General features: G+C 35.7%; 13 protein-coding genes, 2 tRNA genes and 1 pseudogene. 5 read left to right on the plus strand and 11 right to left on the minus strand.

What is annotated here, in order from left to right; translation table 11 throughout:
• Positions 1-452: 452 nt before the first annotated feature.
• The 3 genes and pseudogenes from FS875_RS04025 to FS875_RS04035 all read left to right on the plus strand — a co-directional run.
• Positions 453-947, plus strand: a pseudogene (locus FS875_RS04025) (hemagglutinin repeat-containing protein); the annotation flags it as partial.
• A gap of 42 nt (positions 948-989) precedes the next feature.
• Entirely contained in the window at positions 990-1,247 is a 258-nt protein-coding gene (locus FS875_RS04030) for a hypothetical protein (RefSeq protein WP_144753389.1), read from the plus strand.
• A 42-nt stretch (positions 1,248-1,289) separates the two neighbouring features.
• Positions 1,290-1,505, plus strand: coding sequence for a hypothetical protein (locus tag FS875_RS04035; RefSeq protein ID WP_246067848.1), 216 nt, complete (start codon positions 1,290-1,292; stop codon positions 1,503-1,505).
• A 1,415-nt stretch (positions 1,506-2,920) separates the two neighbouring features.
• Here the strand turns inward: FS875_RS04035 and FS875_RS04040 are convergent.
• The 3 genes from FS875_RS04040 to FS875_RS04050 all read right to left on the minus strand — a co-directional run bounded on the left by FS875_RS04040 (position 2,921) and on the right by FS875_RS04050 (position 5,122).
• A tRNA-Val gene (locus tag FS875_RS04040) sits at positions 2,921-2,995 on the minus strand.
• 99 nt (positions 2,996-3,094) lie between these two features.
• Complete coding sequence (cpdR, locus tag FS875_RS04045; RefSeq protein ID WP_005773448.1) at positions 3,095-3,457, minus strand: cell cycle two-component system response regulator CpdR; 363 nt, start codon at positions 3,455-3,457, stop codon at positions 3,095-3,097.
• Between the two features lie 747 nt (positions 3,458-4,204).
• The gene (locus FS875_RS04050) at positions 4,205-5,122 is read right to left on the minus strand and encodes a serine aminopeptidase domain-containing protein (protein WP_144753392.1); all 918 of its coding nucleotides are present in this window, start codon (positions 5,120-5,122) and stop codon (positions 4,205-4,207) included.
• 278 nt (positions 5,123-5,400) lie between these two features.
• On the opposite strand from FS875_RS04050, the gene FS875_RS04055 reads away from it, so the two are divergent.
• A complete protein-coding gene (locus tag FS875_RS04055) occupies positions 5,401-5,868 on the plus strand; it encodes an Hsp20 family protein (RefSeq protein WP_144753395.1) in 468 nt (155 codons plus the stop codon).
• 261 nt (positions 5,869-6,129) lie between these two features.
• Here the strand turns inward: FS875_RS04055 and FS875_RS04060 are convergent.
• A tRNA-Pro gene (locus FS875_RS04060) sits at positions 6,130-6,206 on the minus strand.
• 616 nt (positions 6,207-6,822) lie between these two features.
• On the opposite strand from FS875_RS04060, the gene FS875_RS04065 reads away from it, so the two are divergent.
• A complete protein-coding gene (locus FS875_RS04065) occupies positions 6,823-7,197 on the plus strand; it encodes an iron-sulfur cluster assembly accessory protein (RefSeq protein ID WP_144753398.1) in 375 nt (124 codons plus the stop codon).
• Positions 7,198-7,275: 78 nt separating this feature from the next.
• On the opposite strand, the gene mazG is transcribed toward FS875_RS04065, so the two are convergent.
• The 7 genes from mazG to FS875_RS04100 all read right to left on the minus strand — a co-directional run bounded on the left by mazG (position 7,276) and on the right by FS875_RS04100 (position 15,418).
• Complete coding sequence (mazG, locus tag FS875_RS04070; protein WP_144753401.1) at positions 7,276-8,085, minus strand: nucleoside triphosphate pyrophosphohydrolase; 810 nt, start codon at positions 8,083-8,085, stop codon at positions 7,276-7,278.
• 32 nt (positions 8,086-8,117) lie between these two features.
• Positions 8,118-9,047, minus strand: coding sequence for a lipid A biosynthesis lauroyl acyltransferase (locus FS875_RS04075; protein WP_144753564.1), 930 nt, complete (start codon positions 9,045-9,047; stop codon positions 8,118-8,120).
• A gap of 6 nt (positions 9,048-9,053) precedes the next feature.
• The gene (locus tag FS875_RS04080) at positions 9,054-10,082 is read right to left on the minus strand and encodes a zinc-binding dehydrogenase (RefSeq protein WP_144753404.1); all 1,029 of its coding nucleotides are present in this window, start codon (positions 10,080-10,082) and stop codon (positions 9,054-9,056) included.
• A gap of 68 nt (positions 10,083-10,150) precedes the next feature.
• Positions 10,151-11,425, minus strand: coding sequence for a beta-ketoacyl-ACP synthase (locus FS875_RS04085; protein WP_144753407.1), 1,275 nt, complete (start codon positions 11,423-11,425; stop codon positions 10,151-10,153).
• Between the two features lie 15 nt (positions 11,426-11,440).
• Positions 11,441-12,616, minus strand: a complete 1,176-nt coding sequence (locus FS875_RS04090; protein ID WP_144753410.1) for a beta-ketoacyl-ACP synthase — start codon at positions 12,614-12,616, stop codon at positions 11,441-11,443.
• 10 nt (positions 12,617-12,626) lie between these two features.
• Positions 12,627-12,911 (minus strand): acyl carrier protein, encoded by a 285-nt coding sequence (locus FS875_RS04095; protein WP_005773457.1) that lies wholly within the window; start codon positions 12,909-12,911, stop codon positions 12,627-12,629.
• Positions 12,912-13,099: 188 nt separating this feature from the next.
• Entirely contained in the window at positions 13,100-15,418 is a 2,319-nt protein-coding gene (locus tag FS875_RS04100; protein WP_144753413.1) for an NADP-dependent malic enzyme, read from the minus strand.
• Between the last annotated feature and the right edge of the window lie 532 nt (positions 15,419-15,950).

The following is a 15,950-nucleotide window of genomic DNA, read 5'->3' on the forward strand; positions in this document are numbered from 1 at the left end:
GTCTTTTAGAAGCGAAGGTGAAATTTTTGTGCATTCCCTTATAAAGAAAGGCAGCGTCCTCTAAAAGGATATTGCTCTTATTACTAAAGAGGAGGAGTTTTTTTATTTTTATTATCATTTCTTCAAAGAGAATTGGCGCTGGTAGAAAATAGCAGATAACAAGTCATTGGATCATTGTGTTTGCAAAAGCTTTAATAAAGAAGCAGAAAGATATCACAATAAAATCTTATAAAGGGTCAATCTAAAAAAAACATGATCCTGTAACCATTTTTTACGATTCTGTTATGGCTATCAAAAAAGCATAGAGAAAGTTTACTTTTTTATAGTTTTATTGACTGTTTTTTGCGAATTTTTGTTATAATGTTAATAATATCGATACAAGGCCAATTTTTATCACAAGGGGAAGAGGACAAAATACATTTTTGTAGCTGTATTTAGATGCAAAATTACGCAATATTACCATCAAAGGTGCACAAGAACACGACGACCAGCAAGCACAATCGTCAGAAAGTGGCTTTTTGAGTAGCAAATCTTCCGAGAATGCTGAATCCCATACCACAACGGTTTCCTCTATTCTTGGGGCGACGGGCAATATTGATTTACAAGCAAAAAAAGATGCCACGATTACCGCTTCTCATATGATTGCCAATGAAAATATCAATGTTACAGCAGAAAATGTAACGATTAATGGCATGACAGACCATCATAAGAGCCATTCAGAACCCCATGAAACCGGTTTTGGTGTGGGCTTAGGCAAGGGCTTTGTCTCAATCTACGGGAGTGAGGGAAAGACAGAGAATGAAGAAAGTTTTGAACATCAAGGCTCTTCGTTCAATGGGAAAAATATCACCATCACCGCTACAAAAGAAGATGTGAACGTGGTTAGCTCTGATTTTAATGCACGAGAAAATATTAATGTCTCGGCAGCCCATGATGTGAACGTTTTACCTTTAATGTTTTAGCTGCAGCCGGTCTATTAAGGAAGGTATTTGAGAGATGGCAAACAAACCTCTATTGAGTTGGAAAGCCGCACAGATGATATTTTTGGTGTTGTGATCGGTGGCAATCCTGCTACTTTTTATCAAAAACCTCCTGGTAGAAATGCACTGAAAGAGATAGAGAAAGTACTATTTGGTTACCCTAGTCCTCATCTTTGTTATGGAAATGCGAGTCAAGCATGTCAAAACGATTATGGTGTGCATAACAGTATACAAATTAATGCAAGTAAATCATGGAGGAAAAAATGAAACACGTCATAAAACTATTAAGTGGACTCAGAAGGCTTAAGCATGAATGCAAATACTGCGGTTCGTATGTATCTTGTGAAGTCAGGCTTTTATCATAGACTCTTTCAGGTTGGATTGAGAGACCGGTGTCATAATTATAATGCCGAAGATCTTCCTATATGTGTTCCTGGTGCTGTTATTCCGAAGCGCAGCGTCGAGAGACGTTTAAAGAGTGCTTATTGTCAAAAATATAAAGATAAACCAGAATGCCAACCTTAACAACACAAAATTATTAGCAAAGTACTTCCATGAGTGTTGGCTATACCTGCTCTCCTATTTTCTTGCCACGTATTGCTGATTCTATTTTAATGCAGCTGCATTTCATGCTTTAGAAAACTGTTTTCTAAAACGTTCTTTTAGATGCTTCTTTTCATTTTTCTAAAAATGAATGTGCTATTTCTTAGTTGTGTCTTAAACATTACGGCTAATGCCGATAAAATTGCAAAAATGCCTAATTTAAATTTTTTTATGAATAATATTACTAAGTTTTTCAGTGTGATATTTTGGTAAGATATTGGTTTTCAAGGCATGATAGATTTCGTTTAGAAATGTTTTATGGAATACTGAAGCATAAAAATAGATCTGTTTATGATGAGGGTTTAGAAATATATCCTTGAGGATAAAGGGTGTCTTCTTGTCTTGAAAGCTGAGCCTTATAATATGTTACGATTTTAGAGTTCTTTTTATATAAAAAAGGCTGTGTATGCCTGCATAGATAAGATACTTTTTTAATAGAAAGATCGTGCAAAGAAGAGAGTGCTATTGTATTACAATTTATGCGATTCTTTTAAAGAAATAACTTTTAAAACTCTCAAAAGTCTTATTTTACGCTAATGCCCGTGAATGATGTAATGGCTGAATCCATTAAGTACCATCATCTTTATGCCGATGAAAGAACAAGCTAGTATATCGTATATTTTGCCTATTTGTTAGCTGCCAATATTGCTATAAACCTTAGCTTTTTAGATCATTATAGGTATTTTATGCTTTCTTGTATAATTTTTATCTACATGCCAATCCTTCTTGTGATGTGCAAGAGGAATAGTTTTGATTGATTTAATACGGGAGAAGTTTGAAATAAGAGTATTTTACAAGATTGGGATTTCTTATTTAACATGTCAAATAATAAAATATGATTATAAATAATGAGTTGAGCAAATAAAAAATCGCTTTTATCGTATTTTTTACTCTTTTTAATATTTCATGATAATTTGTTATTGGTAAGCTTAAAATACTGCTCTAAAAAGCAAGTGTTTTACGCACTGAAGAGACTATTGTTATATCTAACTATTTTGATAACAGATGTTCCGTTAATAGAGAAAAAAGAATCAAAAAAATGGATGATAGATCAGAAGGTAGATAACGTCTTTTAGAAAAGCAGTAGAAGTTTGTCGAAAGAATTTTACAGTAAAGCCTTCTAAGTTGTCGCAACTAAAACTGTTTCCGTATTTGTGATGCTTTTAAATGGCTTACACTAAGACACTTCAGCAGACTCCAAAGAACTGTTAGAATCGCTCCATGAGGTATTCTCTTTATAGAGTCATGTTGCAAAATCCTATTCCCTAACTTTTATTTATCCCTCACTGTAAAAAAGGTATGAGAAATTAATAGCTTATTAGTGATACAAAATGCAATGGTGGGCGTGACAGGGATTGAACCTGTGACCCCTACGATGTCAACGTAGTGCTCTCCCGCTGAGCTACACGCCCATTCATTGATGTTGCATACACCATATAGAATGACAAACGTCAATGCTTAATTTCATTTTCTCTTAACAACTGATACAAATAATTTAGAAAAACATCCTTTTAAGCAGCAATAAGGATCTTTTCAACTTCATTGACAAGTTCACGTAAGTGAAATGGCTTAGAAAGAACTTTTGCATCGGGAGGAGCATCACTATTTGAATTGAGTGCAACCGCTGCAAAACCTGTAATGAACATAACTCGTAAGTCAGGGTCAATCTCAGTAGCGCGTCGTGCCAGTTCGATTCCGTCCATCTCTGGCATCACAATGTCAGTCAGGAGAAGAGAAAATGGTTCTTCTTGTAAACGTTCGTATGCGCTAATACCATTATCGAAATCGGCAACTTCATAGCCTGCACGTTCTAGGGCTTTTACGAGAAAGCGACGCATATCGTTATCATCTTCTGCGAGCAGGATTCGTTTCATGATTGTGTTCCAATGGCTCCATTTGTAAGAGTTTTGCCACACCAATTATACAATATAGAATATTTATAAAAAAGATGGTAAAATACTCGTAATTGAAATGAATGGCAAAATGGTTAATTCTTTATTCTTATTCAAAATACAACATATTCGTTGTGAGTTGGTTAAATTCGGAATATATGTGATTAAAAAAAGAAGGAATGATCTAAAATTTTTAAAATGATTCATTGCTATTTTTTCTTTTAATTTGTCTGTTTTTTACCAGAACTCCATTAAAAAATTATAAAAGTCGTTACTGTAGGGAGACCTTATATTAGAAAATTAGGAGAATATTATGTTAATTTATTGTTTTTAAAAGGTTATCTTAAAAAATAGAATTTTTATAGTTATTTATTTTATAAAAACTAGCAAAAAAATGTTATAAATAATTTTTATTTTCAGAGCTTTTTATATATCAAGATTAGTATTTTGATTTCTTATTTATTAAGAGATTTATCATCATATACTAAAATAAGTTTGTTATAGTTATTTTATTGAATTATTTATAATGGTTATAATACTGTTATCGTTTGATATGATAATGTAAATTACACATTCGTTATTTTTGTTATGAATATTTGTTTCATGGGTTGCTTATAAAAGCTATAAAACAAATCATATAAGTGGTTAGAAAATGGAATCCATTATAAAGCATGTTGCTCATGGAAATTTTTGCTTTTGGTGGAAAGAAGTAGAAGTTAAGGCTTTGTATTATTTTATAGATGCATTATCGCAGATAAATGCATCAAATGCTGCCCAAAATTGTTTTTTATAATCTTCGTTGTACATAATTGTATCAAGTTCAGCGCCTGTAATAGTAATACTTTCTATCAGATGGGTGTGTTGGCATAATTCCCGTACTTCAATGTTGTTGGCAAGATTATTTTGATTGGCGAGAATAAAAAGTGTTGGGATTTGTAAATGTCCGTGACCTATATTTTTCTTCACAGAATTAATCGCATTAAATACCGAAGCCATCCATCGGGATGTTGGGGGCTTAATGGAATGGAATAGCCCTTGATGCATGTGCTCTAACTGTATATTTTTTATATTTATTTTTTTAAACTTTTTTCCGTTTTTTACTGGTATAAAACCAAGGCCTATATCAGAAAGAAGTTGTGCTATTTTATGTTGAAAACCGTTCGTTTTATTACCAAATGGAGCTAAAAGGGGAGAAATACAGAGCAATCTGTTAAACTGATGATTAATGATATCTAAGCCGCTAAGGGCGATCAATCCCCCCATACCATAGGCGAGCATAGAGTAAGGGGGAGGACAAGTAGGATAAACAATATTTTTAAGAAATTCATATAAGTCATTAATATCATTATTTATATCAAAGTAATAATGACGGTTTTTTTTTCTTGTTGTGAGGGATATTTTTTTTTGATCAAACCAGTCGAATATTGCTGTATGAAAACCGCGTTTAGAAATTTCATTTATGGGTAAAAAATATGTTTCTAAAGCATTTATATTGTTTTCAAGAATAACAATTGTTCCCTTAGATTGTTTTACCTCAGGATATGTTGTTGCAAAACGAATTTCGCGATCTATTGCTATTTTAAGGGTACCATGATGGATATTAGGAGGAGTGGAGCTCCAGTCTATAGGATAAAGAGGTGTTTTCAATTGAAATCCTTTAAGTGTATTTGCCACCGAGTTTAACGTGAAATAATGAGAGGACTTTGATATTTATGTAATGATGAAGAAGGATTAAGAAAGGGGTAAGTTGTTTTTTAGATAGTTTTTATCAATTCAGCTATAAAAGAGTTGAAATAAGAGAAAACGATTACCAGATAATACAATGTGGTCGCCATGATGGGTCCATGGATTTACAAGTAAGTTTGCCATTTGGGAATTTTGTGAATCAATTATAAATTTTAGTCGCTCTAGAGGAGGGCAGTATTATGCGTCAAGTAGACTTTTCACCATTTTATCGTTCCACAGTAGGTTTTGATCATCTTTTTAACTGGTTTGATTCAAGAACACAACCAGAAGAAATTTCTTCTTATCCCCCTTATAATATTGAACGTTTAACTGAAGATTCTTATAGAATTTCTATGGCTGTTGCAGGTTTTTCTCAAGATGAAATTGATATTGAAACGCATTGTAATCAGCTGATCGTTAAGGGAGATAAAAAACATGAAAAGGATGATGAAGAACGAGAGTTTCTTTATCGAGGTATTGCGTCGCGTGCTTTTGAACGACGTTTTCATTTAGCTGATCATGTAAAGGTTATTGGAGCAGAGCTTGGGGATGGTCTTCTTCATATTCAGCTAAAAAGGGAAATGCCAGCTGAATTAAAACCCAAAAAAATAACTGTGCAAACATCACCATCCATTACAGAAAATGATAACAGCAGCATTGTCGCATAAAGAAAATTTAGAAAATATGAAAAGTAAATAATTATAAGTTTTTAAAGATAATGTAACGCGAGGCAAAGGTCTCGCGTTTCCTGTATGTTCTCGTGAGAATGAAGATGATTCTCATAAAAACGCTCTCTTTTAAATTGATGATAAAAGTTTATTGCACATCGTTTATTATTGTATATCGTTTCATGTTGGAGAAAAAAATCATGGATGTGCAATTGAAATGAAAAATTTTAAAATAAGCTATATTTTATAGCGTTTGAAAAATGGTCGGAGCGGCGGGATTTGAACCCACGACCCCTTGACCCCCAGTCAAGTGCGCTACCAAGCTGCGCTACGCTCCGAGTCTGTGTAAAACGATTAAATGACTGTTTCTTTAAAGGCAAGAGAAAAAATAAACAGAACAAAATCTAAAAAGCTCTTACACTTACAACTTTTGTAAGTGAAGAATTTTTCTCACCAATAGATTGTTATTTGTTCAAGATTAAGTCACGAATCTATAAAGTTTTTTGTTATCGTTAAAATTTGAGCTCTATGATTAATAGCTTTATAGATTTAATTCTTTTTGCAGATTGAGACGAGAGAAGATTTGTGATTTTAAGGGTATCGGGGAAGGAGAGGAATGCCCATAAGTTTCCTTATCTTATAGGTCATAAAAATGAATGTTTTTAAAACTTTGAAATTGAATGTATAGCATTGAAATATTTTCTTTCATTTAGAGTTTTTATAGCAGAGGTATTTTGTGTTTTTATGAGGATAAAAAATTGTAAATTCTGGATTGTACAATCAAAAATCTTATTTTATGAGGGTGTATTTCTATCCTAATAAATTTTTATCTCAATAAAAAGGGGAGGGTGTTTTAATTTATGTCTTGTTGTTTTTCTTCTAAAATACCACCAGATAGAATATGGTAGGGAAAAAATGTTTAAAGTGTCTATTGAGCCAAGAAAAGAGTAAACGATGAGTCGTTTTTCGGTAATAAGTTTAACACAAGCTGCTGTGAATCGCGTTAAAGCGATTATGGATGCAAAAGATGCACGAGGTATTCTTATTGGGATCAAAAAAGGCGGTTGTGCAGGGATGGAATATACAATTACCCTTGTCAAAGAAGAGAGAATAGATGCGGATGTTGTTGAAGTTAATGGTGCTCGTGTCTTTATTGCGCATGATGCGGTGTTATTTTTGTTAGGAACACAGATGGATTATGAAGTAACAACGCTTCGCTCTGGCTTTGTTTTTAAAAATCCTAATCAAGTTTCAGCATGTGGGTGTGGCGAGTCGGTAGAACTTCGTCCTGTTTCCCAAGATCAATATAAAACGAATCGCGCTTCGTGAAATTATCCAAGCCTAAAGCAATTATTATTGAGAAATTTTAGGAGTCTTGTTCTTTTGAGAGAATAAATCTGATATTTTTTATTGTTCATTTTTAGCTTGCTTCCAAAGTTCTTCCATTTCATTTAAGGATGCGTCAGTGAGTGTTTTAGATTGAGTGGATAATTTTTCTTCAATATAGGCAAAACGATTTCGGAATTTTATATTTGTCTTTTTTAACGCTTTTTGTGAATCAATTGCTAAGTGGCGTGCGAGATTAAGAAGAATAAAATAGAGGTCTCCAAATTCTGCCTCTATTTCTAATTTTTTTTTATTTTTGATGGCTTCTTTGAGTTCTTCTAGTTCTTCTTCTATTTTTGCAAAAACTTTATCACTTTCTTGCCAATCAAAACCCACTCTAGCTGCTTCTTCTTGTAAAGCAAAAGCCTCTTGCTCTGCTGGCTGGATCGGTTTTACTTTTGCAAGAATACTTGAATTTTTGTTTTTTTCTTTACTCAAATTCTCTCGTTTAGCCTGTTCTTCTTTTTTTATATATTCCCACTCTTCTTTTATAAACCCTCGTTTTTTTTGCTCGGCATTTCCGAAAACGTGAGGATGGCGTCGAATCATTTTTTCCGTAATTGCATAAACGACATCTTCAAAAGTAAAGCTACCTTCTTCTTGTGCAATGGTAGCATGATAAACAACCTGTAAAAGAAGATCCCCAAGTTCTTCACAGAGATCTTTAGGTTTTTTTCGTTCAATGGCGTCAATGACTTCGTAAGATTCTTCCAGCATATAGGGTATGAGGGATTTAGAAGTTTGTTTTTTATGCCAGGGACAACCATTATCAGGATTGCGTAAAGCAGTGATAATTGCGGTGAGATCTTTGATATTTTTTGAGGCTAACATTTGTACTTTCTCTGTAAGCGATAAAGCTTATGTTAGATGTCCCAACGTCTATGTAACCACATCCATTGTCCGGGATATTCACGAACCCAATTTTCAACAATATCATTTAATTTTTGCGTAGAAGCAACGATATCGATATCATTTTTTTCATCACATGGAAGTTCTACACGTTCATATAATTCTAAACGATGACGTCCTCCAGGCAGACGAATACAACGTGCTGGGTAAATATCACAGTTATATTGTCGTGCAAGCTTTATAATTAAGGGATTTGTTTTAAGAGGTCTGTTAAAAAATGTTCCCATGATACCACGGCGAAATTTTTGATCAACGAGCATACCAACATTTTCACCTTCTGCTAATTTTCCTGCTAATGTCCATGCTGCACCAGCTTTTGAGGGAACAAGATGTCCCATAGAAGTTTGTCGTGCTTTAAGGACTCGTTTGGCGACATAAGGATTATTGGGGGGTCTAAATAAGACCGTAACATTCAGATCAAAACTTTGTGCACAAATAGGCAGAAGTTCAAAATTTCCAGTATGCGCTGTGAAAAAAATATGGGGCTTTTTTTCTTCTTTTAATCGTTCAAAGATTTCAATTCCTTTAACTTCAATAAAACCTGGCTCTTCCGCATGAGGATCAAAATCAAAAATTTTATCAAGAAAAATATATTCGGCTAAGAAGCGTCCTATATTCTCCCACATTTCGATTGCAATCGCGTAGTGTTCTTGCTCTGTTTTTTCTGGATATGCATTCTTGAGGTTTGCAAGGGTTATTTGATGCCGCTGTACGAAGGGACCGATTTTTTTTGCCAACCAAGAAAAAAAAGAAATTCCCATTTTGGCTGGAAAGCATTTTAGAATAAATAAAGAACCGAAAAGCAGATATGCCCATAACAAGTCGGATATCTTTTTAGCTATAACTTTAATACGATATATAAGATTTTTAAGAAAAAACTTCATCATGATTTAATTTATTTTAAGAATAATTTTACCAAAAATATCACGGCTCTCCATTCGTTTTAAAGCTGTACCAATTTCATCAAGAGCAACAATTGTATCAATGACAGGATGTACGGCTTTTTGTGCCATTTTTTGCATGGCATTTTTCATATTTTCCATACGGCAGCCAAATGAACCGAATATCTTCAGTTGTTGCTGAAATAATTGCATAAGATTTATTGATGCTGAAACACCAGAGGTAGAACCGCAAGTTACTAAGCGTGCTCCCTTTTTCATACACAATAAAGAACCGTTCCATGTATCGACTCCAACATGCTCAAAAACAACGTCAACACCTTTTTTTTGGGTTAATTTGCGCACCACACCTTCAAAACGATCTTTACGATAATTAATCACATGATCTGCTCCAAGAGACTGTGCTTTTGCAATTTTTTCATCTGAACCTACCGTCGTGATAACGGTACATCCTATATGTTTTGCAAGTTGAATGGCAGCAGAGCCAATACCGGAACCACCAGCTTGTATCAGGATTGTTTCTCCTGTTTGTAGTTTTGCATTATCGAAAAGCATATGTTCTACGGTACCAAAAGTAATTGGAGCAACAGCGGCTTGGAGTTCATCACATTGGGGAGGGGCTGGAACCAATAAACGTGCGGGTAGATTGACAAATTCACAAGCAAAACCATCAAGATGAAAACCATAGACTCCTTTTACATCCGTGCAAAGATTATCCCGTCCTTCATGACAAGCTTGGCATACCCCGCAGGTTTGTGCTCCATAAATTGAAACAATCTGTCCAAGTTGAAGATGTTCAACGTCATCTCCTACTTGTATAACCTCACCGGAAGCTTCTGCACCAATGATAAGGGGCATTTTTCTTTTCGCGAAAGCCATCCCACGCCAGCCCCATACATCAATATGATTAAGAGCAACGGCTTTGATCCGCACTGTTACTTCATCTGGTTTAGGTGAAGGTGGTGAGGAAATATTAGTAATTTCAAGCTGACGTTCATTTAGCAATTGTAGCGCACGCATTATTATTCCCCTTCAATTGATAATTGCTATTGCTTCAGTATGATTAACTTTGGTCAGTATGGAAAAGATTATCCTTTATAGGCTGTGAGAACAAGACTCGTATTTTGACCACCAAATCCAAATGAGTTTGACAAAACCGCATTGACATTGGCTTTACGGCTATGATGAGGAACAACGTCTAAAGGGATAGCAGGGTCAGGATTATCGTAATTTATTGTAGGTGGAAGTATTCCCGATTGAATAGTTAAAAGCGAAAAAACAGCTTCTATGGCACCAGCAGCCGTTAAGGTATGCCCAATCATTGATTTATTAGAAGAAACAGGAATATGTTCTAGAATGTCACCGAAGACTGTCGATAACGCTAGATATTCCATTTTCTCATTTTCAGGCGTTGAAGTTCCATGGGCATTAATATAGTCAATTTCATGGATGGCTATTTGTGCATCATTTAAGGCTTTGCGAACGGATCCAATGGCTGGTGATGCATCGGGTTTTGAACGTGTACGGTGAAAATCATCGGCTGTTTCTCCACAGCCCGCTAAAATTCCTAAAATTGTAGCATTTCGGTTTAATGCGCTTTGAAGAGATTCAAGAACAAGAGCGCCAGAACCTTCTGCCATAACAAATCCATCTCGATCGCGGCTAAAAGGTTTTGCTGCCTTTTCTGCAGGTTCATTTTGAGTGGAAAGAGCAGAGAGTAATGAAAAGCGAATGAGAGATTCTGCTGAAACGGATCCATCTGTCGCAATGGTAAGAGCGCGATTTGTTTCGCCTCGTCGAATAGCTTCAACACCTAATTGAATTGCTGTTGCACCAGATGCACAAGCCGTGGAAAGTGTAATAGGAAGTCCCTTTGTGCCAAACGTTTTTTGCAGTTTTTCTGCAATGGCACCAAATTGTGTGGTTTCAAAAAGTGCCTCATGGCGTTTATGCTTACAGATTCTAAGAAGATGTGCATAAGAAGGCTCATTATTGAATTCTTCCTCTTGATCAAGACTAAAACGTGCTTGCCATTCAAGCTCAACAGGAGGCGCAGCTAAAAAGAGTGGACCATTAAAACTTGTTTTATCAAGAGCAGCTTGTTTTAAAGCTTCTTCAGCAGAAAGATGTGCAAGCTTTTCAGAAAGAGCCGAAGCACCAAGCGTACTTTCTTTAAGAAAATCAATTGTCCCAGCAATATATGTATTTAATCCTTCAACAGGAAAACGCGTTATTTTATGGATACCGCTTATACCGCTTATTAATTTTTGCCAATTTTCATGTTTCCCTTGTCCTAGTGATGTAACAACGCCAACTCCAGTTATGGCTACAAGTGGACGTCCAAAATGATCATGATATTTCACAATAGAAATTCCCCTTCAAACAGCCGTAAGACGCACAACACCTTCAGCTCTTTTTATACCAATAGTGGTAACAAATATTTCATGGACTTCTTTAGAAAAAGGTTTTTCATGAGGACATAACGCTGGAAAACAGCGTTTTTTTTCAATTGAAAGTGCTGCAAGGGCAAGTGCTAAAGGAAACTGTGCTTCTCGCATATAACCGAATAATGTTGTAATACCTCGGTAAGATAGATCGGCATCATCAAGAGCATTTTGTTCTGCTTTTGTTGCTTCGTGAGCACCTGATGCTGCTGAAATGGCTAAGGAATTCTTAGCGCCCACTGCTTTTAACATTGTTGCAATTGATTCCTTAAGCGGCATTTTTGTTCTATCTGTTTGGTCTGTAATAATTTGGCTAATTTCAGCATAAGCACGTGCATTTCGTTTTTTTGCATGTTCACCACTTTCAAGAACAAGAAAGACACCACCAGAACCGGTGATAATACCACCACCTGGGCGAATTTCACGATCCCACACCGAGCTCCATCCATTATGGGTTAGAAGCCCGCCAAGTTCATGGGCCAACAACATATCATAACTTTGTGCATTATAGGAACTTCCTACAAGAGCATGGGTACTTTGTCCTGATTTAATACGGGCTACAGCAATTTGAAGTGAAGAAAGTCCACTGCCTTCTTCTCCCATAAATGTGCGAGATGATCCAGTAACTTTATGAACGATTGAAATATTTCCTGCTAGAAGATTTGAAAGTTGTGCCAAAAATAATGTTGGACGAAGTTCGGTTGAAAGTGCAACATTTAACATAGAGGCATGATCTGTGACTGCACGCGCTTTAGAAAGAATCTGCGTATCGACAGTAATATCACGTTCTCCTCCACTTGCTGCTACGATCATGTCCATTGTTGAGGTGAATTGTTCATTATTTTTCATGCCGGCATCATCAAGAGCAAGACCAGCTGCATAGGTACCAAGACGTTGCCATGTTCCCATTTGCCGTTGATCACTTTTTTTAGGAATTTGTAAATTCCAATCAATTTCAGGCAATTTATGAACTGTGTAGGGCGAAAAAGTTGTACAATCTAGGTTTGGTGTACAAATAGGATCATTTAAGAGTTTCCAATGTTGATCAGTTCCTTCCCCCAGAGAGCTTATGAGACCTATACCAGTGATGAATACAGATTGATCATACATAGTGAAAAAATTACTCCGCCTGTTTTAAGGCAACGAGATCATCAATTTTTGCACAAAGGTTTTTGAGAACAAAGTATTCTTCTGTAGCAACTGTACCTTCATTGACTTCTTGCGTCCATTGTTCTAGGGGAACTTTTATTCCGAAAGCTTTATCAATAGCGAAAACAATATCAAGAAAATCAAGACTGTCGATTCCCAAATCATCAATTGTATGACTTTCGGGTGTGATTGTATTGCGATCAATCTCACTGATTTCTGCAATAATATCAGCAACTTTATCAAACGTAGAAGGCAATGTATGGATTCCTTATTATAGAGTTAGAAAATTCAAAATACATTTAATATCATTCTTCTAGCCTTTTTTCTTTTAAAAAAAAAGCCTTAATCCAGAATATAACTGTCTTTTCTAGAAAGAAAAGAGCTTTACAGTATGTGAAATACTATATCTCAATATTTAAAAAACTTTGAAGTTTTATTGCATATTTATTTTACAAGCTTATTTTTTCTATTTGCTGCAAGGACGGCAAGGGCTGTTATATTAACAACGCCTCGTGAAGTTACTGAAGGCGTTAGTATATGGGCGGGACGTGCTGCCCCTATTAAGATAGGACCAACATGAAGCGCATTTGTAAGGCTTTTAACGGTATTAAGCGTGATGTTGGCTGAATCAAGTGTTGGAAAAACAAGCAAATTTGCTTCACTTTTAAGACGAGAATCAGGAAAAACACGATCACGAAAAACTTTGGAAAGAGCTGCATCACCATGCATTTCACCATCTGCTTCTAAATGAGGGTGTAATTTTGCAAGAATTTCTGTTGCTTGACGCATTTTACGCGCACTTTCTGTGTTTTTAGAACCAAAGTTTGAGTGTGATAATAAAGCGGCTTTGGGTGTTATCCCAAAAGCTTCAACTTCTTGGGCTGCTAATACAGTCATTTCAGCAATTTCTTCTGCAGAAGGATTTTCATTAACGTAAGTATCTGTGAGAAAAAGAGTACGCTGTTGAGAGATAAGCAAACTCATAGCAGAAAAACGGTGAACATGAGGATCAAGTCCTATAATTTGTTCGATCAATTCAAGTTGACGTTCAAAACGCCCTTCTAAGCCGCAAATCATTGCATCTGCTTCTTCACGCATGACGGCAAGGGCAGCAATAGCGGTTGTTGATGTTCTCACTATCGTTTTTGCCATTTCAGGCGTAACACCACGTCTTCCTGTATAATGAAACAATAAATTAACATAATCACGAAAACGTGGATCATCTTCAGGATTTGTTAATTCAAAATCTATATTAGGTCGAATTTTCAAACCAAAGCGCTTTAATCTTGCTTCTACGACATGTGGACGGCCGATAAGAAGAGGTGTTGCTGTTTGTTCTTCAATAACAACTTGTGCTGCGCGAAGAACGCGTTCATCTTCACCATTGGCATAGATGACACGTTTACGTTTTGCTGTTTTTGCAGCAGCAAAAACAGGCTTCATTGTTAAACCAGAAAGAAAGACAAATCGATTGAGGATATCATGGTAGGCTTCCATATCTTCAATAGGACGAAGTGCAACGCCCGTTGCTATTGCTGCTTTAGCAACAGCAGGAGCAATACGTAGGATTAAACGCGGATCAAAAGGAGAGGGGATAAGATAATCTGGTCCAAAATTGGGCGGTTCTTTTGCGTATGCACGTGCGACAACATCTGAAGTTTCTTCACGAGCAAGGGCAGCTATCGCATGAACAGCAGCCATTTTCATTTCTTCATTAATTGCAGTTGCACCTACGTCTAATGCACCACGGAAGATATAGGGAAAACAAAGGACATTATTAACTTGATTGGGATAATCAGAGCGCCCTGTGCAGATCATCGCATCGGGGCGTATAGAATGTGCTTCTTCCGGCATAATTTCTGGTACTGGATTAGCCAGCGCTAAAATAAGTGGATTTTGAGCCATTCTTTTAAGATATTCAGGCTTTAAAACACCCCCCGCTGATAAGCCTAAAAAAATATCTGCATCATCAATAATATCAGATAAAGTTCGTGCGTCAGTTTTTTGTGCGTAATTGACTTTCCAACGATCCATAAGGGTTTGGCGACCTTCATAAACAACCCCCTCTAAGTCGCTAAGCCAAATATTTTCAACTTTTGCTCCAAGACGAACCAAAAGATTAAGACAAGCGAGGGCAGCAGCACCTGCACCTGAAGTTACTATTTTTGCATTTTCAATTTTTTTTCCTGAAAGATTTAAGGCGTTTAATACAGCAGCAGAAACAATAATGGCCGTTCCATGTTGATCATCATGAAAAACTGGAATATTCATCTTAGCGCGCAGCTTTTCTTCGATTTCAAAACATTCAGGAGCTTTAATATCTTCAAGATTAATACCACCAAATGTAGGTTCTAAGGTAGATACCGTTTGTACCATTTGTTCTATATCGGATGCATCAATCTCAATATCAAAAACATCAATATTGGCAAATTTTTTGAATAAAACAGCTTTGCCTTCCATAACTGGCTTTGCAGCAAGTGGGCCAATGTTTCCTAAACCAAGAACAGCTGTTCCATTTGATATAACAGCGACTAAATTAGAACGAGATGTATATTGAGCAGCAAGATTGGGATCTTCATGAATTGCAAGACATGGTGCTGCAACGCCTGGGGAATAAGCAAGAGCTAAATCACGTTGATTATCAAGAGGCTTTGTTGCTTGTATTTCTAATTTTCCAGGTTTGGGATGTTGGTGATAAAAAAGTGCGGCACTGTCACGTTCAGCCATTGGTGAACTGAAATTACTCTTTCGTTCTCTAGACATTTTTATGATATCCAAGTTAGTGTGTTTATTATGAGTGTTTCATCTACGATAAGGTTTTGTCCACTAATAAATCCTCATTTCTCTGAATATCAAAATGCATGAGCATGAGCAAATTTTTCTGGATCGTAAAACCAGTTTGATGTTTCTTTTCATTTGTACGCATGAATAATTTCATTGACAGTAGCACATTTGTTTTTCTTATCCTTAATAAAACGCGTAAAAATTGATTAGTCTATAAACAAATAAAATATTTAATAATGCTCACATTACCAAGCCATTATTATTTTTGCAATGCTTACAAATTAAGGAAAGAATAGAAGAGTGTTTCATATTATTTTTATCCAGTTTATATAAAATATATACTTTATATAAATTTCTATACGTAGGTAGAAGAAACAATTTGAAAATTATAAATTGTTTTATAAGGAGATTGAAACGTTGAAAATGGAAGTTATGTTTTTTATTGTTCAATGAAATTCTTAATTCTTTAGAGCGGTATTTCCTATATATTGACAAGCAAGTCTTTAATAAA

This window comes from Bartonella saheliensis (assembly GCF_902162175.1).

Coding starts and splice junctions, on each gene's coding strand:
- FS875_RS04035 (WP_246067848.1), top strand. CDS start 1,290: ATGAATGCAAATACTGCGGTTCGTATGTATCTTGTGAAGTCAGGCTTT.
- cpdR (WP_005773448.1), bottom strand. CDS start 3,457: ATGAAACGAATCCTGCTCGCAGAAGATGATAACGATATGCGTCGCTTT.
- FS875_RS04055 (WP_144753395.1), top strand. CDS start 5,401: ATGCGTCAAGTAGACTTTTCACCATTTTATCGTTCCACAGTAGGTTTT.
- FS875_RS04065 (WP_144753398.1), top strand. CDS start 6,823: ATGAGTCGTTTTTCGGTAATAAGTTTAACACAAGCTGCTGTGAATCGC.
- mazG (WP_144753401.1), bottom strand. CDS start 8,085: ATGTTAGCCTCAAAAAATATCAAAGATCTCACCGCAATTATCACTGCT.
- FS875_RS04075 (WP_144753564.1), bottom strand. CDS start 9,047: ATGAAGTTTTTTCTTAAAAATCTTATATATCGTATTAAAGTTATAGCT.
- FS875_RS04080 (WP_144753404.1), bottom strand. CDS start 10,082: ATGCGTGCGCTACAATTGCTAAATGAACGTCAGCTTGAAATTACTAAT.
- FS875_RS04090 (WP_144753410.1), bottom strand. CDS start 12,616: ATGTATGATCAATCTGTATTCATCACTGGTATAGGTCTCATAAGCTCT.
- FS875_RS04100 (WP_144753413.1), bottom strand. CDS start 15,418: ATGTCTAGAGAACGAAAGAGTAATTTCAGTTCACCAATGGCTGAACGT.